This window comes from Pseudomonas sp. BCRC 81390 (assembly GCF_030341915.1).
Lineage (GTDB): Bacteria > Pseudomonadota > Gammaproteobacteria > Pseudomonadales > Pseudomonadaceae > Aquipseudomonas.
The window spans coordinates 264,896-285,157 of sequence record NZ_JATAAG010000013.1; the positions used below are offsets into that span (position 1 = coordinate 264,896).

Genomic DNA, 20,262 nt, shown 5'->3' on the forward strand with positions numbered 1-20,262 from the left:
GTAACAGCTTTACTGCAATACCTTGCTCTGCAACACCTCTGACTGCCGCCCCAGCACGTTCTCGCTGATCTGCACGAAGTCTTCGGTGCTGACGCCGGGCAGGCGCATCAGCCCGCGCACCACATCGTCGAGCGAGCGCCTGGCCTGGGTGTGGATGCGAATTTCCGTGTCCAGTGCCTGCAACAGCATTACCCCGCGCGCCACCTGCGCCGGGCTGGCATGCTCGCCTTTGAGGCGGGTGACCTTGGCGCCGTGCTTGCTCAAACGCGCCTGCCAGGCCTGGTAGCGGTCATCGCTTATCCCGCCCGAGCGGCGCAGCAGCTCGCTGGCGTAATAGTCGGTCAGGCTTTCCACCAGCCAGTCGCTGCCGTCGCGCCCATGGATCTGCGCAAACAGTTGCACCACTTCGCGCAGCAGGGGGCTACTGCCGTTCTCGCTCACCATCGGCCGGCCGCTGTGCAGGTACAACGACCCGTGTGCCGCCGCAGCCCCGCGCCACATGCCATCACGAGCGCCGACCAGCAGCAGTTTTGGCGGGTTCCGCGGGAACAGCGCCTGCAATTGCGGCCAGACGAAGGTCAGCAAGGTCAGGCTGTCCATGCGCCGCATGCCCTGCCCCACCGGCGCGGCCACCGTTACCTCGGTATCGCCCAGGCGTGCGCGGCGGCTGCCCAGGTCGCCGGCAAGCATCCAGCCGGTCGGGCGGTCAAACAGGCGCGATACGTTGTCGATGCGGAACTTGTCCTTGCCGATGCGTGGCCAGGCGGTTTCGACGCTGTTCCAGCCTTCGGGCAGGTCGAACGCCAGGCGCGCCACCAATTCGGTGCCATCCTGCTGGTCGAGGTGCGCCGGCGGTACCAACTGGTCGCCGAGAAACAGCGCCCAATGCGGGTTGATGCGCGACGAATAGGCCCCGCCCCGCTTCTGCTCCAGCTGCACACGGTAGCTGAGGCTGGTCTTGCCGGCAGCCGGCTGCCAGACACCACGCTGGCCCTGCGCCTGCCACTTGCCGTCAGCCTGGAAACCGCTGTAGGCCCCGGCCTTGCCCAGGTCGAAATCGAGGCTGCGCACGGCACTGCCGTCGGCCAAGGTAAGGCGGACTTCCGCCTGGCCGGCGGCCGGCAGCAAGCGCACCTGGTAGTCCAGGTCGACCTTCTTGGCCCAGGCTGGCGAGCAGGCGACAAGGCCCAACAGCAACAACAGCTGGCAACGCATAGCGAAACTCCTTGTATCCCGCACAGCGGGCAGCGCCGGTCAGCTGGCGCGGAAAATCAGGTGGTCTTCCCAGTCGTCTTCGTGCACCTCGTGCTCGCTGAGCATACGCCCCGCCTGGGAAATGCGCTGTTCATGCACCTGCTGGCGGTCACCACAAACCAGGTGATGCCAGGCCGGCAGGTCCTTGCCTTCGCTGACCAGGCGGTAACCACAGGTGCTCGGCAGCCACTTGAACTGATCGGCCTTGCCCGGGGTGAGCTGGATGCAGTCTGGCACCTGGGCGAAACGATTCGGATAATCGCTGCACTGGCAGGTGGTCAGGTCCAGCAGCTTGCAGGCGATGCGGGTGTAATAGACGCTGTTGTCGTCCTCGTCCTCGAGCTTCTGCAGGCAGCACAGACCGCAGCCGTCACACAGCGACTCCCACTCTTGCGGGCTGAGTTGCTCCAGGGTCTTGCGCCGCCAGAACGGGGCGTTTTCAGCGATCATGACACGGATATCCTGCATTCATCTTGGGGCCGCGGCGCGCGGCGGCGCCAGTCTAGAGCCTGGCCCGCGGCAAAGCCAGACCGCTTGTCAGTGGCGACGCAAGGCAGTAGCGTGCGGGTTTCCCGTCCGTTTGCAGGAGCCGCCATGAGCGCCAGCCCACGCATTGCCGATTACGCCATCAACGAACAATTCATCAACCGCTGGTCGCCACGCGCCTTTACCGCCGAGCCAATCAGCGAAGAAACCCTGCTGAGCTTCCTCGAAGCCGCACGCTGGGCCCCGTCGGCGTACAACTCGCAGCCGTGGCGGTTCCTGTATGCCCGTCGCGACACGCCAAACTGGGAGCGCTACCTGAACCTGCTGGTACCGTTCAACCGCAGCTGGGCGCAGCACGCCTCGGCGTTGGTGCTGGTCATGTCCAAGACCACCTTTGCCGCCCCGGGCACAACGGAAGAAAAGCCGGCGCTGTGGCATACCTTCGACACCGGTTCGGCCTGGGGGCACCTGGCCCTGCAAGCCAGCATCAGCGGCTGGCACACCCATGGCATGGCCGGTTTCGACCAGGCGCTGGCACGCCAGGAGCTGAAAGTGCCGGAAGGCTACGTGCTGCATGCCATGGTGGCGATCGGCAAGCTGGGCGACAAGGCCAGCCTGGACGAAGCCCTGCAGGCGCGCGAAGTACCCAGCCCGCGCAAGCCGCTGAGCGAGCTGGCTGCCGAGGGTGATTTCAGCCTGTAAGGCTTGCACTTGCTGTACTGGCCTCTTCGCGGGTAAACCCGCGAAACGGCCGGCACAGGCATTTCAAAATCAATAGCCCCGCGCGAAGTCCACTTCGCCTCGCAACGCCTGCCCCGCCGCATACGCCCGCAGATTCTCGACAAACAACCGCACCATCGCCGTCGGCGAGGTGGGCGCCGAGCTGTGCCCGGTCAGCAACAGCCCCCAGGCGGTCCAGAACGGGTGCTGCCTGGGCAGTGGCTCCTGGCGGCAGACATCGATCACCGCTCCTGCCAGGTGACCGTCCTTCAACGCCGCGACCAGGTCGGCGTCGACCACCGCCGCCCCACGCCCGGCATTGATGAACAGCGCGCTGGGCTGGAAGCACTTGAACAGCGCCGCGTCATACAGGTCGTGGGTGGCCGGGGTGTCCGGCAGCAGATTGAGCACGTAGTCGACCTGGCCAACCAGGCGCGGCAGGCCGGCCAACGCGGCCACTTCGACGAACGGCGCCTGTTCGCGCGCGCTGCTGGCGACACCGTACAGGATCACGCCAAACGGCTGCAGGAACTCGGCCACCCGCTGGCCAATGTCGCCGGTGCCGACGATCAGCACCTTGCGCCCTTCCAGGGTCCGCCCCGGGCGGTCGTCCCAACGCCGTTCGACCTGGCTGACCAGGCGCGACAGCACCTCGCGCTCATGGCCAAGTATGTAGGTGAGCATGTACTCGGCCATGACCTGGCCAAAGATGCCCACGGCGCGGGTCAGGCGATAGTCACGCGGCAGGCCCTCGGCCAGCAATGGGGTAATGCCGGCCCAGGTGGATTGCATCCAGTCCGGCTTGTGGCCCTGGCGCAACAGGCTGGCCAGCAGGTCCGGCTGGCCCAGCCATACCGGGCACTGTGGTGCCTGGCGGGCCAGTTCGGCGGAGTCGCCGCTGGTCAGCACTTGCAGTTCAGGCGCGGCGGCACGCAGGATTTCGGCGTATCGAGCATGATCATGCTCAGCAATCAGTACGCGCATGATCAGGCCGGGTCGTTACGGCGCAGCAACTCTTCGGGCAGGTGCTCGATGTAGTCGTCTTCGGGGGGCGGCATTTGCAGGTGGTAGCCCTGGGTGTCGAGGTTCTCCAGCACCTTGGCGATGTCTTCGCGGGCCAGTTTGCGCTCGGGGGTCAGCACCAGGTCAAAGGCGTGCATGGGGGTACCGAAGAACGGCAGCAGGCCTTCGGGCACGCGCTGCAGGCCATCGGCCTTGAGCACGTACAGGTACATTTCGTTCTTGCGTGGGCTCTTGTAGATCGAGCAAATGCGTTTCATCGGGTCTCTCCGGCGCCTGCCAGGCTATCCAGCAGGGCCTGGCCCATGCGCTCACGGCGCCAGCCGCGCAGCGAATCGGGCAGTTGATAGGGGCCATTGGGATAGCCGCTCTTGAGCAGCGCTTCCAGGGTTTTCTTGCGCAGCATCAGCTCGGGGGCGATGCCCAGCCGCTCGCCTTCGGCCTGGCCGATGGCACGCAACTGCTTGAGGATGCCGGCGGCCTCGATCGGTAGCGGCTCGGGCAAGGCTGGTGGCCACTGCTCGGGTGGCAGGCTGGCGGCACGCTTGATCAGCTGGACCAGGAACTCACCGTCCTGGCGAATGGTGCGCGGGTGCATCTCGTCGATCTTGGCCAGCGCCGACAGGTTGCTCGGCTGGCTCTTGGCCATCGGCCACAGCGAGTGCTCCTTGAGGATGCGGTTGCGCGGCACATCGCGGTTGCGCGCTTCGCGCTCACGCCAGGCGCACAGCTCACGCAGCACCGCCAGTTGCTGGGGGGCCAGCTTCCAGGCCAGCTTGACGTCGCGGTACAGGCTCTCTGGCTCGACTTCGCGGCGCAGCTGGGCGACCAACTCGGCGCCGTCTTCCAGCACCCAGGCGTACTTGTCCTCGGACAGGCGTGGGCGCAACACACTGAACAGCTCGGCCAGGTGCACGGCATCCTCGGCGGCATAGCTGACCTGGGTCTCGGAAAGTGGACGCTGCAGCCAGTCGGAGCGGGTTTCGCCCTTGGGCAGCTCGATGCCCAGCACGTCCTGCACCAGGCGCGAATAGCCCATGGAGAAGCCCAGGTTCAGGTAGCCGGCTGCCAGCTGCGTGTCGAACAGCGGCTGGGGCAGCTTGCCGGTCAGGCGCAGCAGCACTTCGAGGTCTTCGCTGCAGGCGTGCAGCACCTTGACCACACTGCTGTCTTCGAGCAGCTCGGCCAAAGGTTGCCAGTTGCCGATCTGCAGCGGGTCGATCAGGAAGGCACGCTGGCCGTCGCCGATCTGGATCAGCCCGGCCTTGGGGTAGAAGGTGTCGACCCGCATGAATTCGGTGTCGACGGCGACGAAGGGCAGTTCGTGCCAGTTCCGGCAGTGTTCGGCCAGGCTCTGGTCGTCACGGATCCAGTGTATTTCGATGGCCACGAGGCTCTCCCACTAACATTGGCGCGCAGTATATACGGCGCGGGCACTGCTGGTGAAACCCGGGCCATCCTTGATATCGATCAGTGGTGCTGTTGTGCATACTCAGAAGATCGCGCGATCACTGTTGGAGCGGGCAAGCCCGCGAAGCAGGCACCACGGTGGATGGCACGGGCTTCGCCCGTGTTCGCGGGCACGCCCGCTCCCACAGGGCCGCAGCCACCACACCGATCACTGCTTGGCCGCCAGCCATGGCCGACAGCTGGCGAACAGGTCCAGCGACTGCTGGTAGACCTCGGTGTGCACCTGCAACAGGCCAAGCATCGAGTGGAACAGGTTGTCCTGCGACAACGGGGCGTCGCTGAGCTTGGCCAGGCAGTCGGTATCGATGCCGAAGTCGTCCTTGTAGCTGTCGGAAAACCAGGTCAGCAGCGGCACGTGCTTTTGCTGCTCGGGTGCGATGGCGTAAGGCGTGCCGTGCAGGAACAGGTTGTATTCACCCAGCGACTCGCCGTGGTCGGACAGGTAGATCATCGCCGTGTCGACCTTGTCCTGCTTGCTGCGCAGGGTGTCGATGAGCGCGGCCAGCACCTTGTCGGTATAGGCCAGGGTGTTGTCGTAGCCGTTGACGATTTCCTGCTCGCTGCACTGGTCCAGGGCATTGCTCTGGCACACCGGGGCAAAGCGCTGGTCGCCAGCCGGGTAGCGTTTGAAGTATTCCGGGCCATGGCTGCCCATCTGGTGCAGCACCAGCACGGTGTCCTTGTCGAGGTTGTCGATCAGCTCGCCCAGGCCCTGCAGCAGGATCTGGTCATGACACTCACCGTCCGCGCACAGCTGCGGGTCCTTGAGGTTGCTGACATCGACGAACTGCACGCGATCACAGGTGCCCTTGCAGCCCGACTGATTGTCGCGCCATTGCACCGCCAGGCCGGCACGCTGGAGGATGTCCAGCAACCCTTCGCGGTTCTTCGCCACGCGGGCATCGTAGTCCTTGCGCTGCATGCCGGAGAACATGCACGGCACCGAGACGGCGGTTTCCGTGCCGCAGGAGTGTACATCGGAGAACGCCAGCAGGCCCTGCTCGCGGGCAAGGTTCGGCGTGGTGTCACGGTCATAGCCGAGCACCCCGAAATGGTCTGCCCGCGCACTTTCGCCCACCACCAGCACCGTCAGCGACTTGCGCTCATGTTTTTGCCAGGCGGCATCGCGCCTGGCATCTTCGCCGTAATGCTGGAAGGGCTGCGCAGCGGCACCGAGGCGCTCGCTGACATAACCAAAGGAAGCCCCGACGATATTGCTGGGGGTGAGCATCAGGCGCAGTTCGTGGTGATTGCGAAACAGCGACGACAGGCCCTGGTAGTTGACCAGTGCCACCGAACCCAGGGCGACCACGCAGGCGCCGCCGACCACCAGCTTGCCGAACAGCTCGCGGTGCCAGGCACGGTAGGCGATCGGCGCCTTCCACACCAGGATCGACGGCAGCACACCCAGGCCGAGGATATACAAGGCAAATTTCAGCGAGAGCAAGTCGCGCACTTCCGCCACATTGGTCTCGGCAATATTGCGGAACATGCCCGCATCAATAAGTACGCCGTACTGGTTCATGAAGTAGGCAACACCGGCGCCACTCAGGAACAACACAATGAGTACCGGCTTCAATATAAAGCGGAACGCCAACAGCGTCAGGATCAGGTTGAACGCGAACAGCATCATCACGGCGAATGCCAGACCCAGCCATAGCCCAGGCAAGCCGGGCGGAACGACCTGTTCGAGGTGATGCCAGAGGAAGAAGTTGAAGCCGATCAGCAGGTAAAGGCTGGCCAGCAGCGTGACCCATTCAGTCCGCAGGGATTTGAAGTTCGGCATCAGTGTTCGCATTCAAGGGTAAGGACCAGCCCGAGGGCCTGGGCGGCACCGCGGAAACTTGGCCGAACTCTAGAAAGCACACCATCAATTTTTTGTGAAAAAGACGCCAACAAATCCGTTAGCCAGCGCCTTGTACATTAAAAGAAGTTCATGAAGCCGCGGTTCAACCTGGCAGGCGCAGCTTGGCGTAAGGTTCCCGATCGATGTCCAGCACTTCCACGCACAGCTGGATATCCAGCCCGGGCTGCTCGGGAATGGCTTCGCGCAGCACTTCCAGCAGGCTGCTGGAGAGCAGAGCCTTCACCTCGGGGGAACGCCCGCCGAGAATCGCCAGGCGCACATGGGCGAAGGCCCGCTCGCCTGGCGAGGTGCCCACCCGGAAGTGCCGGAAGGCTTCGGCACGGCTCTTGATATCCGCCTCGTCGGCGAACTGGCCACTGCCGACCAGGGCGTGGTTCAGGCGCAGCAGCAGCACGTCGACGTTGAGCTCGCGCAGGTTGTCGCTGTATTCCAGGTTCAGGTGAGGCATGGCGCAGGTTCCGGGTCGCGGGGAGATGCGACAGCCTACCCCAGTCCCCTACCTGCGCAAAGCCGACTATCCTCAAAGGTCAGGACCATTCGCCAACCCCGACAGAGGTGAAGAAATGCCAGTTCCGCATGATCTGCTCGCTGACCTGCACGTTACCGCTGATGCATTCCAGGCGCTCATCGACAAGGACCAGACGCTGCACGCACTGCACAAGGAATACAACGCCAAGGACAAGGAGGTGCTGGCCGCCGAAGGCAACGGTACCAACGACGAGGCCGTCAACCGCTTGCGCAAGGAGCGGTTGCTGATCAAGGACAAGATCGAACGGATCATTCATCCGCCCAAATCCTGACTGAAACCCATTGAATTCACCGACCCTGTCGCCGGCAAGCCGGCGATAGGGCCAGCAGCCATCAGCTGGTAACCAGCGCTTTCAACGCCCCATCCAAGTCCTCGACCAGGTCGCGGTAATCCTCGATCCCCACCGACAACCGCAGCAGGTTCTCGCTGATCCCCATCACGCCCTTCTGCTCCGGGCTCAGCGAGCAGTGCGACATGCTCCAGGAGTGGTTGATCATGCTTTCCACCCCACCCAGCGAGTCGGCCAGCACGAAGATCTGCAGCGCCTCCACCAACCGGTTGAGCGCCGCGCGGTCGCCCTTGACCTTCATTGCCACTACTGCCCCGCCACTGCGCATCTGCCGCTTGCACAGCTCATGCTGCGGGTGGCTTTCCAGCCCTGGGTAATACACTTGCTCCACCTGCGCGTGGCTTTCGAGGAAGCGCGCCACCTGCAGGGCGTTGGCACACTGGCGCTCCATGCGCACATCCAGCGTCTTCAGCCCGCGCAGGGCCAGGTAGCAGTCGAACGGCCCCTGCACGCCGCCAATGGCCATGCTGATCCGGCGCAGGCGCGCCAGCAGTGCATCATTGGCGGCTACCACCACGCCACCGGTCAGGTCGGAATGGCCGCCGATGTACTTGCTGGCCGAGTGCATGACCAGGTCCACGCCCAAGGTGATGGGGCGCTGGTTCCACGGCGAACAGAAGGTGTTGTCGATGCAGGTGAGGATGCCCCGCGCCTTGGCCAGGTCGCACACCGCCTTGATGTCGACCAGGTGCAGCAACGGGTTGGTCGGCGATTCGATCCAGATCAGCTGGGTTTCCGGGCGGATGGCAGCGGCCACGGCCTCGAGGTCGTTGAGGTCGACGTAGGTGGTGGTCAGGCCCGAACTGCGGCTACGGTAGTCTTCGAGAATACGGAAGGTGCCGCCGTAGACGCCATTCATCACCACCACGTGAGCGTCTTTCGGCAACAACTCCAGCACGGTGGCAGTGGCGTTCACACCCGAGGCACAGGCCACCGCGCCTACGCCTTCTTCAAGGGCGGCGACACAGGTTTCGTAGGCATGCCGGGTGGGGTTGCCAACCCGGCTGTAGGAGTATTCCGGCTTGTCATCCAGGCTGCGTTTGGTGAACGAGCTGGCGGTGACGATCGCCGGGAAAATGGCATTGTCAGCGACGCTGAACTGCTCGCCAGCATGAATGGTACGGGTGGCGAAGTTACGCGGCTTGTCGGACATGGTCAGGCCCATTGGCAGAGTGAAAGTTGCCACTATCGCACAACCCAAATCGTCTGGCCTTGGGGTAATCTGTGAAATATTTTTCTGCACGGCCCGCACGCGACATGGACAGCTTCGACCAGCACATTCTCACCCTGCTTCAGCGCGACGCCGCGATCTCGCTCAAGGACCTGGCCGAGGCCGTCAACCTCTCTACCACGCCCTGCTGGAAGCGGGTCAAGCGCCTGGAAGAAGAAGGCTACATCATCGGCCGGGTCGCCTTGCTCGACCCCGAACGGCTGGGGCTGGGCCTGACGGTATTTGTCCAGCTCAAGACCCAGCGCCACGACAGCGCCTGGCTGGAACAGTTTGCCGCGACCGTGACCGGGTTCGAGGAAGTGATGGAGTGCTATCGCATGTCCGGCGACTGGGACTACATGCTGCGGGTGGTGGTGGGTGATATCGCTGCGTACGACCGCTTCTATAAAAAGCTCATCACCCGCACCGATGGGCTTTCCAACATCACCTCCAGTTTTGCCATGGAGCAGATGAAGTACACCACGGCGTACCCGGTATCTCGGTAATGGGGGCTGCTGTGCAGCCCTCTCCTGCAAACGCCCCGTTCAGCTTGCAGTGTTGAGCGCCGCAATCCGGTTGCCGGCCTTGGCTCTCTCGACCTTGATCGCCACGAATTTCGAAGTCGGCGTATAGGTCCCCTCGCCATAGCTATCCAGCGGCACCAGCGGGTTGGTCTCCGGGTAATAGGCCGCCGCCTGCCCTTGCGGCACGTCGTACGCCACCAGGCGGAAGCCCGACACCCGCCGCTCCACACCATCCTCCCACAGCGACACCAGGTCCACATGCTCGCCCGGTTCAAAACCCATCCGACGGATGTCGACCTCGTTGACGAATACCACTTCACGCAAGCCAAACACCCCGCGATAACGGTCGTCCAGGCCATACAGGGTGGTGTTGTACTGGTCGTGCGAGCGCAGCGTCTGCAAGATCAGGTCGGGCTTGTCACCGCGCGCCAGCACCTTGGCATTCACCAGTTGCGCCGGCAACAACTGCGGGCTGAAGCGCGCCTTGCCGGTGGCCGTGCGCCATTTGCGCTCGGCGGCATGGTTGCCCAGGTGGAAGCCGCCCGGGTGCTGCAGACGCTCGTTGAAATCGCTGAAGCCAGGGATTACATCGGCGATCATGCTGCGGATACGGCTGTAATCGGCAACCGCGTATTCCCAGTCGATCGGCTGCTTGCCCAAGGTCGCCTGGGCCATGCCAGCGATGATCCACGGCTCCGAACGCAGGTGTGGCGAGCGCGGGCGCAGCTGGCCGTGGGAAAGGTGCACCATGCTGAACGTGTCCTCCACGGTCACGCCTTGCGGCCCGCTGGCCTGCAGGTCGATTTCGGTACGGCCCAGGCATGGCAGGATCAGGGCATCGCGGCCAGTGACCAGGTGCGAGCGGTTGAGCTTGGTGGAAATCTGCACGGTCAGCGCGCAGTTGCGCAGTGCCGCATGGGTGCGCGGCGTGTCCGGCGTGGCCTGGGCAAAGTTGCCGCCCAGGCCGATGAACACCTTGGCCCGCCCTTCTTCCATGGCCTTGATCGCCAGCACCGCATTGTGCCCATGGGCGCGCGGCACGCGGAAGCGGAAGCGCTTTTCCAGGGCGTCGAGTAGCGCCGGCCTGGGTTTTTCGTCGATGCCCATGGTGCGGTCGCCCTGCACGTTGCTGTGGCCACGTACCGGCGACAGGCCGGCACCGGGCTTGCCAACGTTGCCACGCAGCAGTTGCAGGTTGACGATTTCCTGTACGGTCGCCACTGAGTGGCGATGCTGGGTAACGCCCATGGCCCAGCACATGATTACCCGCTCGGCCTTGCGGTACATGCGCGCAGCCAGCTCGATCTCGGCCTGGGTCAGCCCCGACTGCTCGACGATGTGCGCCCAAGGCGTGGCGTCCAGGATGTTCAGGTAGGCGTCGATGCCACTGGTGTGCTCGGCAATGAAGGCATGGTCGAACACCGCCGGTTCGCCGTTGGCCTGGGCTTCGCGCTCCCATTGCAGCAAGTACTTGGCCATGCCGCGCAACACCGCCATGTCGCCGCCCAGGGCTGGGCGGAAGTAGGCGGTATTGGTCGGTTCGGAGCCATTGCTAAGCATCTCGAATGGGTGTTGCGGGTGCTGGAAGCGCTCCAGGCCGCGCTCTTTCAGCGGGTTGAAGCAGACCACCTGGGCCCCGCGCTTGACCGCTTCACGCAACGGTTCGAGCATGCGCGGGTGGTTGGTGCCGGGGTTCTGGCCAATGACGAAGATGGCATCGGCCAGTTCCAGGTCGTGGAACACCACCGTGCCCTTGCCCACGCCGAGGGTTTCCGCCATGCCTACGCCACTGGCTTCGTGGCACATGTTCGAGCAGTCGGGGAAGTTGTTGGTGCCGTAGGCACGCACGAACAGCTGGTAGAGGAACGCCGCCTCGTTGCTGGCCCGCCCCGAGGTGTAGAACTCGGCCTGGTCGGGCGAGCCGAGCGCGCGCAAGTGTTGGGCGACCAGGGCGAATGCCTCTTCCCAGCTGGTTTCAACGTAGTGGTCGGTGGCCGCGTCGTAGCGCATCGGGTGGGTCAGCCGGCCCTGGTATTCCAGCCAGTAGTCGCTCTGCGCGGCCAGTGCGCTGACGCTGTACCTGGCGAAGAACGCCGGATCTACCGAGCGGCCGGTGGCCTCCCAGTTGACTGCCTTGGCGCCGTTTTCGCAGAACTTGACCATGTCGTTTTCCGGCGACTCGCCCCAGGCGCAGCCGGGGCAGTCGAAGCCGCCGTTCTGGTTGGTCTTGAGCATGGCGCGCAGGTTCTTGAAGGCATTGTCACTGCCCAGCCAGCTTTTGGTCACGCTCTTGAGCGCCCCCCAGCCGGCGGCGGCGCCCTTGTAGTCGCGGATATGTCGGTCCTGGCTCATGCGCTGAATCCTCACGCTTCGATGCTTTTTTTCAGCCTATGGAGCGCGGGGTAGAGCCGTCCAATCGAAAGATCTTACGGCGTGATAAGCGCTTTCGATCATGCGCCGGGAGTAATGATAGAAGCGGTCGATCAAATGGTCGGGCAAAGCAATTTGACGGCCTTGCCCCCAGGTTATAGCTTGGAGTTCAGTCCCAACCCATTCGAGCGCGAACGTGGAACAGAACAGCCGGGCCCTGATCGACGGCTTCAACCGGAAAATCGACTACCTGCGGATGTCGGTCACCGATCGCTGCGACTTCCGCTGTGTGTACTGCATGGCCGAAGACATGCAGTTTCTGCCACGTCAGCAGATCCTCAGCCTCGAAGAGCTGTTCGCGGTGGCCGAGCGCTTCGTCGCCCTCGGCACCCGCAAGATCCGCCTGACCGGTGGCGAGCCGCTGGTGCGCCAGGGCATCGTCGACCTGTGCGGGCGCATTGCCGCCCTGCCCGGTTTGCGCGAGTTGTGCCTGACCAGCAATGGCTCGCAACTCGGGCGCCTGGCCCAGCCGCTGTTCGACGCCGGCGTGACGCGCCTGAACATCAGCCTCGACAGCCTCGATGCCGAGCGCTTCAGGCAACTGACCCGTACCGGTGACCTGCACCAGGTGATTGCCGGTATCGACGCCGCGCGCCACGCCGGTTTCCAGCGCACCAAGCTCAACTGCGTGGTGCTCAAGGGCCGCAACGACCACGAACTGGTCGACCTGGTGCGCTTTGCCATCGACCGCGAGCTGGACATCACCTTCATCGAGGAGATGCCGCTGGGCGTGATCGACGAGCATGAGCGCGGCGAGTCGTTCTGCTCCAGCGACGAGGTGCGCGCACGCCTGGCCGAGCACTTCACCCTGGTCGAGTCGACCGAATCGTCGCAAGGCCCGGCGCGCTACTGGCGCCTGGCTGAGGCCAGCAACACCCGCATCGGTTTCATTTCGCCGCACAGCCACAACTTCTGCGCTACCTGCAACCGCGTGCGCCTCACCGTCGAGGGCCGCCTGTTGCTGTGCCTGGGCAACGAACATTCGGTCGACCTCAAGCAGGTGCTGCGCGCCCACCCGGGCGACACCGAACGCCTGGAACAGGCCATTCGCGACTCGCTGCACCTCAAACCCTACCGCCATCACTTCGAAGTCGGTGGCGACGTGCAGATCCTGCGCTTCATGAACATGACCGGCGGCTAGGCCGCCGTCTCTGGATTGCCATGATCGTCCACCCCGCTCCTGATGTGCTGCGTGTGCTGTTCACCCTCAAGGGCTCGATCGTCAAGCGCATTGCCCTGCGCTGCCTGATGATCACCTTGCTGGCCGCGCTGATCGTGCTGGTCGAGCGGCATTTCCCGGCGTTTTTCTATCCGGTCAGCGCCACCCCGTTCACTTTGCTCGGCCTGTCGCTGTCGATTTTCATGAGTTTTCGCAACAACGCCTGCTACGACCGTTGGTGGGAAGGGCGCAAGGCCTGGGGCAAGCTGATCATCGAAACCCGCTCGTTCGTGCGCGAGAGCCAGGTCATGGCCGACCCGGCCCTGCGCGCCGAGCTGTTGCGCAACCTGTGCGGCTTTGCCCATGCGCTGAACGCGCACCTGCGCAACGAGGACGAACTGGCGGCTGCCCGGCCCTGGCTGGCCCGCCCCGAAGCGCTGGGCGCGCACAATGTGTGCGACGCCATCCTGCGCGAAGTGGGCGGGCACTGCTCGCGGCTGGCAACACAGCAGCAGATCAGTGACTGGCGCTACAGTCTGCTGGAGCAGCGCCTGGTAGGCCTGACCGAAGTGCAGGCCACCTGCGAGCGGATCAAGGGCACGCCGTTGCCGTTCCCCTACACGCTGCTGCTGCATCGCACCATCTACATCTTCTGCCTGTTGCTGCCGTTTGCCCTGGCCGAACCACTGGGCTGGCTGGCGCCATTGTTCACCACCATCGTGGGGTACACCTTTTTCGGGCTGGATGCGATTGGCAACGAGCTGGAAGACCCGTTCGGGCGGGATGAAAACGACTTGCCCACCGATGCCATGGTGCGCACCGTGGAGCGCGATGTACTGGCCGGCTTGGGCGAACAACAGCTGCCGCCGGCGTTGTTGCCGGTGGGCCATGTATTGAGCTGACAGAATGCCGTGGCCTGTGCCGGCCCTTTCGCGGGTTAAACCCGCTCCCACAGGGCCCTCACAGGTTTCGAACCCTGCACGGTACCTGTGGGAGCGGGTTTACCCGCGAAGAGGCCGGTACAGGAGAAAACTCAGCCCCGGCTGGCGCAGGCCTCGATCGGCAGCAGGTGCTTGACGAAGTTGCACGGCCGGTGCCGCGCATCCAGCTGCTCCGCCAGGATCCCTTCCCACGCCGTCCGGCAAGCCCCGGTGGAGCCTGGCAGGCAACAGACCAGGGTGCGGTTGGCCAGCCCCGCGAACGCGCGGCTCTGCACGGTCGAGGTGCCGATATCCAGGATCGACAAGGCCCGGAACAACTCGCCAAACCCGTCGATGCGCTTGTCCAGCAGGCACTCGACCGCCTCCGGGGTGCTGTCGCGCCCGGTAAAACCGGTACCACCGGTGACCAGCACCACCTGCACCTGGTCGTCGGCAATCCAGGTCGCGACCTGGGCGCGGATCCTGTACAGGTCGTCCTTGAGCAGCGCCCGTGCCACCAGGCGGTGGCCAACCTCCACCGAACGGCTGGCCAGCAGCTCGCCGGAGGTGTCGTTGGCATAGGTACGGGTGTCGCTGACAGTCAGCACGGCGATGTTGAGCGGTACGAAGACCGCGTCGGCTTGGACGCGCACGGCGAAGCTCCTTCAGTGGCATTGCAGCCACGCTAGAGGCATGGCCCAGGGGCGTCCAATCGATATGCCGTACCGGCTGATCGATGACATCTATCGCAGACGTGGGTTAAGGTCTGCACAACCGGATACCAGGCACGTTCATGGACATCAAGCAGCTCAAGTTCCTCATCGCTCTCGACCAGACCCGCCACTTCGGCCAGGCCGCGGCGTTGTGCCATATTACCCAGCCGACGCTGTCCATGCGCCTGCGCAACCTGGAGGACGAACTGGACCTGGTGCTGGTCAAGCGCGGCCAGCGTTTCGAAGGCTTTACCGAAGCCGGCGAGCGCATTCTGGCCTGGGCCCGCACCCTGCTTGCCGCCCACGACGGCCTGCAGGCCGAGGCCGCCAGCTGCCGTGGCCAGGTGGTCGGCAGCCTGCGCCTGGGCACAGTACCGCTGGCCAGCTTCAACCCTATGCACCTGCTGCTGCCGCTGCGTGAAAAATACCCCGAGCTGCACTTCCAGCTCAGCTCGCTGAGCTCGGAGCAGGTTATCGACGGGCTCAGCCGCAACCAGCTCGACCTGGGTATCTGCTACCTGGACCAGGTCAACACCAGCTTCTTCGAAGTGATCGAACTGGGCACCACCACCATGGGCCTGTTGCACGATACCCGGCATTTCCAGTTCGCCAGCGACAGCCTGCGCTGGGACGAACTCGGCGGCATACCGCTGGGCCTGTTGAGCAAGGGCATGCACTACCGCCAGTCGCTGGACCTGAGTTTCCGCAGCCGCGGCCTGGAGCCGAATGCGGTGCTGGAAAGCGACTCCAGCTTCCAGCTGATCCAGGCCATCAACACCGGCATGTGCTGCGCGGTCATGCCGCTGGACTGCGGCCTGGAAGACCTCAGCGAGCACCTGCGCATCCTGCCGGTGGCCGACGCCGCCATCCACAGCCCGGTAGGCCTGCTGCTGCGTCGCAGCGAGCCACGTTCGGCGATTGCCGAGCAGTGCTTTGATGAGGCGCGGGCGTTGTTTCAACGCGGCTGACTGCTGGTTGCCTGCCGATACTGCCGCGGCGTGAAGCCGGTCAGCTGCTTGAACTGGCGGCTGAAGGCGCTGTGGTCGGTATAGCCGCAGCGCATGGCCACTTCGGTGATCGGCAGGTCCGAGTGCAACAGGCGATGGGCCTGTTCCAGGCGGGCCTTGTGGATCATCTGCCGTGGCGTGAGGTGGAACACCCGCTTGCAGTAGCGCTCCAGCTGGGCCACGGAAATGCCGGCGATGCGGGTCAGCTCGCGCAGGCTGATCGGTTGGTGGAAGTGCTGGCGGATGTGCTCGTCCACCGCCGCCAGGCGCTGGTAGGCCGGGTGGGTGTCGGCCGCTGACTGCAAGTCGACCGAGATGCCGACCAGGCCGATGATCTCCCCGGCCTGGTTGTACAGCGGGCGCTTGTGGGTCAGGCACCAGCCGGGCTCGCGGCTGCCGTACAGGTGCAGTTCCAGCTGGTCTTCCAGCACCAGGCCTTCCTTGAGTACACGCCGATCCTGCTCGGTATAGCCAGGGCCCAGCTGTGCCGGGAACACTTCCGCGCTGGTCTTGCCCAGCAGCGGTTGCAGGCGCTTGAGCCCACAGCGCCGGACCAGGGTGTCGTTGGCCAGCACGTAGCGGGCAGCCGGGTCCTTGATGAAGATCGCGGCGTTGGGGATGGCGTCGAGGATCGGCAACAACAGCGCCACACCGGCCAGCAGGGCTTCGAGGTTGGCGGGGCGGTGCTGGTCGAGGGACTGGTACAGGGTTGTCAGGGCGGTGTTGGTCATCTGCTCTGTCTCGGTTTGCTGTGCCGGCCTGTTCGCGGGTAAACCCGCGAACAGGCCGGCACAGCAAGTAAATGTCTACAACCCTCATGCGGTATGGCTTACAGCCTATCCACCGCCCTCCCCTGCCACCACTGTTTTTTTGCAACTGTGCCGATTTCGTCATCCGTCCTGCAGAAAACCATCAAGAACCGTCGCCTTGATCGGTCCACTCTATGCCCCACGCAAGCCGCATCACGTGACATCAGAACTGCCTACCCAATAACCAACAAAAAGGCGCCCCCATGTCAGGCAAATTCAAGAAACAGTTGTCATTGCTGGACCTCACCTTCATCGGCCTAGGTGCCATCTTCGGCTCCGGCTGGCTGTTCGCCGCCAGCCACGTCTCGGCCATTGCCGGCCCGGCCGGCATCCTCTCGTGGTTCCTGGGCGGCTTTGCCGTGCTCTTGCTGGGCATCGTCTATTGCGAGCTGGGCGCCGCCCTGCCGCGCGCCGGTGGCGTGGTGCGCTACCCGGTGTACTCGCACGGCCCGCTGCTGGGCTACCTGATGGGCTTCATCACCCTGATTGCCTTTTCCAGCCTGATCGCCATCGAAGTGGTCGCCTCGCGCCAATACGCCGCCGCCTGGTTCCCCGGGCTGACCAAAGCCGGCTCCAGCGACCCGACCGTGCTCGGCTGGCTGGTGCAGTTCGCCCTGCTAGGGTTGTTCTTCTTCCTCAACTACCGCAGCGTGAAAACCTTCGCCAAGGCCAACAACCTGGTCAGCGTGTTCAAGTTCATCGTGCCGCTGCTGGTGATCGGCGTGCTGTTCACCTTCTTCAAGCCGGAAAACTTCGAGGTCCAGGGCTTTGCGCCGTTCGGCCTGTCCGGGGTGGAAATGGCGGTCTCGGCCGGTGGCATCATCTTCGCCTACCTGGGCCTGACACCGATCATTTCGGTCGCCAGCGAGGTGAAGAACCCACAGCGCACCATCCCGATCGCGCTGATCCTCTCGGTGCTGCTGTCGACCGCCATCTATGCCCTGCTGCAGCTGGCCTTCCTCGGCAGCGTGCCAACCGAAATGCTGGCCAACGGCTGGGCCAGCGTGAGCAAGGAACTGGCCCTGCCCTACCGTGACATCGCCCTGGCCCTGGGTGTCGGCTGGCTGGCCTACCTGGTGGTGGCCGACGCGGTAATCTCGCCCAGCGGCTGCGGCAATATCTACATGAACGCCACTCCGCGCGTGGTCTATGGCTGGGCGCAGACCGGCACCTTCTTCAAGTACTTCACCCGCATCGATGCCGAGTCCGGCATCCCGCGCCCGGCGCTGTGGCTGACCTTTGCCCTGTCGGTGTTCTGGACCCTGCCGTTCCCGTCCTGGGAAGCGCTGATCAACGTGGTTTCCGCGGCCCTGGTACTGAGCTACGCCGTGGCCCCGGTCAGCGTCGCCGCCCTGCGCCGCAATGCCCCCGACATGCCGCGCCCGTTCCGGGTCAAGGGCATGGGCGTGCTCGGCCCGCTGTCGTTCATCATCGCCGCGCTGATCGTGTACTGGTCCGGCTGGAACACCGTGTCGTGGCTGCTGGCCCTGCAGATCGTGATGTTCGTGCTGTATCTGCTGTGCAGCCGCTTCGTACCGACCCAGCACTTGTCGCTGGCCCGGCAGGTGCGCTCGTCGGCGTGGCTGATCGGCTTCTACGCGGTGACCATCCTCCTGTCCTGGCTGGGCAGCTTCGGCGGCCTGGGGGTACTCGGCCACCCGTTCGACACCGTGGCCGTGGCTGCCTGTGCCCTGGGCATCTACTACTGGGGCGCAGCCACTGGCGTGCCGGCCCACCTGGTGCGCCTGGAGGGCGAGGATGAAAGCGAAGCTGGCGTTGAAACCTACAGCAGCCGCCCCGCTGTCGCTTCCTGAATCTCTAGCCAATGGACAAGCCCATGAAACACATCCACGTCATCGACTCGCATACCGGCGGCGAACCGACCCGCCTGGTGATGAAAGGCTTCCCGGCACTGCATGGCCGCAGCATGGCCGAGCAACGCGACGAACTGCGCGAGCTGCACGACCCATGGCGCCGCGCCTGCCTGCTGGAACCGCGCGGCAACGATGTGCTGGTCGGCGCGCTGTACTGCCCTCCGACCTCGGCCGACGCCACCTGCGGGGTGATCTTCTTCAACAACGCCGGTTACCTGAACATGTGCGGCCACGGCACCATCGGCCTGGTCGCCTCGCTGCAGCACCTGGGCCTGATTGCCCCGGGCGAACACAAGATCGACACCCCGGTCGGCCAGGTCACTGCCACCCTGCATGACGACGGCGCCGTCACCGTCGGCAACGTGCCCGCCTACCGCTATCGCCAGCAGGTGGCGGTGGACGTGCCCGGGTACGGCGTGGTGCACGGCGACATCGCCTGGGGTGGCAACTGGTTCTTCCTGGTTTCCGAACACGGCCAGCGCATCGAGCTGGACAACCGCGAGGCACTGACCGACTACACCTGGGCCATGCTCAAGGCCCTCGAGGCCCAGGGCATCACCGGCGAGCACGGGGCGCCGATCGACCATGTCGAGCTGTTCGCCGATGACGCCAATGCCGACAGCCGCAACTTCGTGATGTGCCCCGGCAAGGCCTACGACCGCTCGCCCTGCGGCACCGGCACCAGCGCCAAGCTGGCCTGCCTGGCCGCCGACGGCAAGCTTGCTGAGGGCCAGACCTGGGTGCAGGCCAGCATTACTGGCAGCCAGTTCCACGCCCACTACCAGCGCGACGGCGAACGCATCCGCCCGTTCATCACCGGCCGCGCCTACATGACCGCCGACAGCACCTTGCTGATCGACGAACAGGACGCGTTCGCCTGGGGCATCTGAGCCCCGTTTTTTTCCCAGACTGAATACCGCCAGGAGCAACACCATGACCAGCAATATCTTCACCGGCACCATGCCCGCCCTGATGACCCCCTGCACCGCCGAGCGCAAGCCGGACTTCGACGCCCTGGTGCGCAAGGGCCGCGAACTGATCGACCTCGGCATGAGCGCCGTGGTGTACTGCGGCTCGATGGGCGACTGGCCGCTGCTGACCGAAGCCGAGCGCCAGGAAGGCGTGGCCCGCCTGGTCGCCGCCGGCATCCCGACGATCGTCGGCACTGGTGCGGTGAACACCCGCGAAGCCGTATCCCACGCCGCCCACGCGGCCAAGGTGGGCGCCGCCGGCCTGATGGTGATCCCGCGCGTGCTCAGCCGCGGGGCCTCGCTGATTGCCCAGAAGCACCACTTCTCGGCGATCCTCGCTGCCGCGCCGCAGCTGCCGGCGGTGATCTACAACAGCCCGTACTACGGTTTTGCCACCCGCGCCGACCTGTTCTTCGAACTGCGCCGCGAATTCCCCAACCTGATCGGCTTCAAGGAGTTCGGCGGTGGCGCCGACCTGCGCTACGCCGCCGAGCACATCACCTCCAAGGATGACGACGTCACCCTGATGGTCGGCGTCGACACCCAGGTGGTGCATGGCTTCGTCAATTGCAACGCCACTGGCGCCATCACCGGCATCGGCAACGCCCTGCCACGCGAAGTGCTGCACCTGGTGCGCCTGAGCAAGCAGGCGGCCAAGGGCGATGCCAAGGCCCGGCGCCTGGCGCGTGAGCTGGAAGCGGCACTGGCGGTGCTGTCGTCGTTCGACGAAGGCTGCGACCTGGTGCTGTATTACAAGCACCTGATGGTGCTGAACGGCGACCGCGAATACAGCCTGCACTTCAACGAGACCGATGCCCTGACCGACGCCCAGCGCAACTATGCCGAACAGCAGTACGCGCTGTTCCGCACCTGGTATGCCAGCTGGTCGGCCGAGCAGAACGTGGCCTGAGTAGCTGATTCAAGGCCGAACCGCAGCCCCTTGCAGGGGC

20 protein-coding genes are annotated in these 20,262 nt (G+C 64.6%); 9 read left to right on the forward strand and 11 right to left on the reverse strand.

The window, feature by feature from the left end; all coding sequences use genetic code 11:
- Positions 1-9 precede the first annotated feature (9 nt).
- Positions 10-1,215 (reverse strand): hypothetical protein, encoded by a 1,206-nt coding sequence (locus QSV36_RS07785; protein WP_289131070.1) that lies wholly within the window; start codon positions 1,213-1,215, stop codon positions 10-12.
- A gap of 39 nt (positions 1,216-1,254) precedes the next feature.
- Complete coding sequence (locus tag QSV36_RS07790; RefSeq protein WP_289131071.1) at positions 1,255-1,704, reverse strand: YcgN family cysteine cluster protein; 450 nt, start codon at positions 1,702-1,704, stop codon at positions 1,255-1,257.
- Positions 1,705-1,848: 144 nt separating this feature from the next.
- Here QSV36_RS07790 and QSV36_RS07795 point away from each other — a divergent pair, with 144 nt between their 5' ends.
- Positions 1,849-2,442 carry a nitroreductase family protein gene (locus QSV36_RS07795; protein ID WP_289131072.1) on the forward strand — a complete coding sequence of 198 codons (594 nt, stop codon included), beginning with the start codon at positions 1,849-1,851 and terminating at the stop codon, positions 2,440-2,442.
- A gap of 69 nt (positions 2,443-2,511) precedes the next feature.
- On the opposite strand, the gene QSV36_RS07800 is transcribed toward QSV36_RS07795, so the two are convergent.
- From QSV36_RS07800 to QSV36_RS07820, 5 genes are all read right to left on the reverse strand, one after another.
- Positions 2,512-3,444, reverse strand: a complete 933-nt coding sequence (locus QSV36_RS07800; RefSeq protein ID WP_289131073.1) for a D-2-hydroxyacid dehydrogenase — start codon at positions 3,442-3,444, stop codon at positions 2,512-2,514.
- Between the two features lie 2 nt (positions 3,445-3,446).
- Complete coding sequence (locus QSV36_RS07805; RefSeq protein WP_289131074.1) at positions 3,447-3,740, reverse strand: YcgL domain-containing protein; 294 nt, start codon at positions 3,738-3,740, stop codon at positions 3,447-3,449.
- Positions 3,737-4,870, reverse strand: coding sequence for a ribonuclease D (rnd, locus tag QSV36_RS07810; RefSeq protein WP_289131075.1), 1,134 nt, complete (start codon positions 4,868-4,870; stop codon positions 3,737-3,739). Before rnd ends, QSV36_RS07805 begins: the two co-directional genes overlap by 4 nt.
- Positions 4,871-5,098: 228 nt before the next feature.
- A complete protein-coding gene (locus QSV36_RS07815; RefSeq protein ID WP_289131076.1) occupies positions 5,099-6,736 on the reverse strand; it encodes a phosphoethanolamine transferase in 1,638 nt (545 codons plus the stop codon).
- Between the two features lie 163 nt (positions 6,737-6,899).
- A complete protein-coding gene (locus tag QSV36_RS07820) occupies positions 6,900-7,265 on the reverse strand; it encodes a 5-carboxymethyl-2-hydroxymuconate Delta-isomerase (RefSeq protein WP_289131077.1) in 366 nt (121 codons plus the stop codon).
- Positions 7,266-7,380: 115 nt separating this feature from the next.
- Here QSV36_RS07820 and QSV36_RS07825 point away from each other — a divergent pair, with 115 nt between their 5' ends.
- Positions 7,381-7,617 (forward strand): HP1242/YdcH family protein, encoded by a 237-nt coding sequence (locus QSV36_RS07825; RefSeq protein WP_289131078.1) that lies wholly within the window; start codon positions 7,381-7,383, stop codon positions 7,615-7,617.
- Positions 7,618-7,678: 61 nt separating this feature from the next.
- On the opposite strand, the gene QSV36_RS07830 is transcribed toward QSV36_RS07825, so the two are convergent.
- The gene (locus tag QSV36_RS07830) at positions 7,679-8,860 is read right to left on the reverse strand and encodes a trans-sulfuration enzyme family protein (protein WP_289131186.1); all 1,182 of its coding nucleotides are present in this window, start codon (positions 8,858-8,860) and stop codon (positions 7,679-7,681) included.
- 92 nt (positions 8,861-8,952) lie between these two features.
- On the opposite strand from QSV36_RS07830, the gene QSV36_RS07835 reads away from it, so the two are divergent.
- Positions 8,953-9,411 (forward strand): Lrp/AsnC family transcriptional regulator, encoded by a 459-nt coding sequence (locus tag QSV36_RS07835; RefSeq protein ID WP_289131079.1) that lies wholly within the window; start codon positions 8,953-8,955, stop codon positions 9,409-9,411.
- A 39-nt stretch (positions 9,412-9,450) separates the two neighbouring features.
- Here QSV36_RS07835 and QSV36_RS07840 read toward each other — a convergent pair whose 3' ends face one another.
- A complete protein-coding gene (locus QSV36_RS07840) occupies positions 9,451-11,781 on the reverse strand; it encodes an FdhF/YdeP family oxidoreductase (RefSeq protein ID WP_289131080.1) in 2,331 nt (776 codons plus the stop codon).
- Between the two features lie 214 nt (positions 11,782-11,995).
- Between QSV36_RS07840 and moaA the strand changes: the two genes are divergently transcribed.
- Together moaA and QSV36_RS07850 are read left to right on the forward strand one after the other, a co-directional pair.
- Positions 11,996-13,000 carry a GTP 3',8-cyclase MoaA gene (moaA, locus tag QSV36_RS07845; protein ID WP_289131081.1) on the forward strand — a complete coding sequence of 335 codons (1,005 nt, stop codon included), beginning with the start codon at positions 11,996-11,998 and terminating at the stop codon, positions 12,998-13,000.
- Between the two features lie 20 nt (positions 13,001-13,020).
- Positions 13,021-13,920, forward strand: coding sequence for a bestrophin family protein (locus QSV36_RS07850; protein WP_289131082.1), 900 nt, complete (start codon positions 13,021-13,023; stop codon positions 13,918-13,920).
- 131 nt (positions 13,921-14,051) lie between these two features.
- On the opposite strand, the gene moaB is transcribed toward QSV36_RS07850, so the two are convergent.
- On the reverse strand, positions 14,052-14,591 hold the full coding sequence (gene moaB, locus QSV36_RS07855) for a molybdenum cofactor biosynthesis protein B (protein WP_289131083.1): 540 nt from the start codon (positions 14,589-14,591) through the stop codon (positions 14,052-14,054).
- 140 nt (positions 14,592-14,731) lie between these two features.
- Here moaB and QSV36_RS07860 point away from each other — a divergent pair, with 140 nt between their 5' ends.
- Positions 14,732-15,619, forward strand: a complete 888-nt coding sequence (locus QSV36_RS07860) for a LysR family transcriptional regulator (RefSeq protein ID WP_289131084.1) — start codon at positions 14,732-14,734, stop codon at positions 15,617-15,619.
- On the opposite strand, the gene QSV36_RS07865 is transcribed toward QSV36_RS07860, so the two are convergent.
- Complete coding sequence (locus tag QSV36_RS07865; RefSeq protein WP_289131085.1) at positions 15,607-16,389, reverse strand: AraC family transcriptional regulator; 783 nt, start codon at positions 16,387-16,389, stop codon at positions 15,607-15,609. The two genes, QSV36_RS07860 and QSV36_RS07865, sit on opposite strands and share 13 nt — an antisense overlap.
- Before the next feature lie 281 nt (positions 16,390-16,670).
- Here QSV36_RS07865 and QSV36_RS07870 point away from each other — a divergent pair, with 281 nt between their 5' ends.
- From QSV36_RS07870 to QSV36_RS07880, 3 genes are read left to right on the forward strand one after another with little or no spacing between them, the layout of a single operon-like run.
- Complete coding sequence (locus tag QSV36_RS07870) at positions 16,671-18,281, forward strand: APC family permease (RefSeq protein ID WP_289131086.1); 1,611 nt, start codon at positions 16,671-16,673, stop codon at positions 18,279-18,281.
- A 23-nt stretch (positions 18,282-18,304) separates the two neighbouring features.
- The gene (locus tag QSV36_RS07875; RefSeq protein ID WP_289131087.1) at positions 18,305-19,231 is read left to right on the forward strand and encodes a 4-hydroxyproline epimerase; all 927 of its coding nucleotides are present in this window, start codon (positions 18,305-18,307) and stop codon (positions 19,229-19,231) included.
- A gap of 43 nt (positions 19,232-19,274) precedes the next feature.
- Complete coding sequence (locus tag QSV36_RS07880) at positions 19,275-20,222, forward strand: dihydrodipicolinate synthase family protein (RefSeq protein WP_289131088.1); 948 nt, start codon at positions 19,275-19,277, stop codon at positions 20,220-20,222.
- The last annotated feature ends 40 nt before the right edge of the window (positions 20,223-20,262 follow it).

Bases quoted from the DNA above. Each gene is read 5' to 3' on its own strand.
- QSV36_RS07870 (WP_289131086.1), top strand. From the start codon at position 16,671: ATGTCAGGCAAATTCAAGAAACAGTTGTCATTGCTGGACCTCACCTTC.
- QSV36_RS07825 (WP_289131078.1), top strand. From the start codon at position 7,381: ATGCCAGTTCCGCATGATCTGCTCGCTGACCTGCACGTTACCGCTGAT.
- QSV36_RS07800 (WP_289131073.1), bottom strand. From the start codon at position 3,444: ATGCGCGTACTGATTGCTGAGCATGATCATGCTCGATACGCCGAAATC.
- QSV36_RS07805 (WP_289131074.1), bottom strand. From the start codon at position 3,740: ATGAAACGCATTTGCTCGATCTACAAGAGCCCACGCAAGAACGAAATG.
- QSV36_RS07815 (WP_289131076.1), bottom strand. From the start codon at position 6,736: ATGCCGAACTTCAAATCCCTGCGGACTGAATGGGTCACGCTGCTGGCC.
- QSV36_RS07860 (WP_289131084.1), top strand. From the start codon at position 14,732: ATGGACATCAAGCAGCTCAAGTTCCTCATCGCTCTCGACCAGACCCGC.
- QSV36_RS07865 (WP_289131085.1), bottom strand. From the start codon at position 16,389: ATGACCAACACCGCCCTGACAACCCTGTACCAGTCCCTCGACCAGCAC.
- QSV36_RS07875 (WP_289131087.1), top strand. From the start codon at position 18,305: ATGAAACACATCCACGTCATCGACTCGCATACCGGCGGCGAACCGACC.
- QSV36_RS07880 (WP_289131088.1), top strand. From the start codon at position 19,275: ATGACCAGCAATATCTTCACCGGCACCATGCCCGCCCTGATGACCCCC.
- QSV36_RS07795 (WP_289131072.1), top strand. From the start codon at position 1,849: ATGAGCGCCAGCCCACGCATTGCCGATTACGCCATCAACGAACAATTC.
- QSV36_RS07790 (WP_289131071.1), bottom strand. From the start codon at position 1,704: ATGATCGCTGAAAACGCCCCGTTCTGGCGGCGCAAGACCCTGGAGCAA.
- QSV36_RS07785 (WP_289131070.1), bottom strand. From the start codon at position 1,215: ATGCGTTGCCAGCTGTTGTTGCTGTTGGGCCTTGTCGCCTGCTCGCCA.
- QSV36_RS07835 (WP_289131079.1), top strand. From the start codon at position 8,953: ATGGACAGCTTCGACCAGCACATTCTCACCCTGCTTCAGCGCGACGCC.
- QSV36_RS07830 (WP_289131186.1), bottom strand. From the start codon at position 8,860: ATGGGCCTGACCATGTCCGACAAGCCGCGTAACTTCGCCACCCGTACC.
- QSV36_RS07850 (WP_289131082.1), top strand. From the start codon at position 13,021: ATGATCGTCCACCCCGCTCCTGATGTGCTGCGTGTGCTGTTCACCCTC.
- QSV36_RS07840 (WP_289131080.1), bottom strand. From the start codon at position 11,781: ATGAGCCAGGACCGACATATCCGCGACTACAAGGGCGCCGCCGCCGGC.
- QSV36_RS07820 (WP_289131077.1), bottom strand. From the start codon at position 7,265: ATGCCTCACCTGAACCTGGAATACAGCGACAACCTGCGCGAGCTCAAC.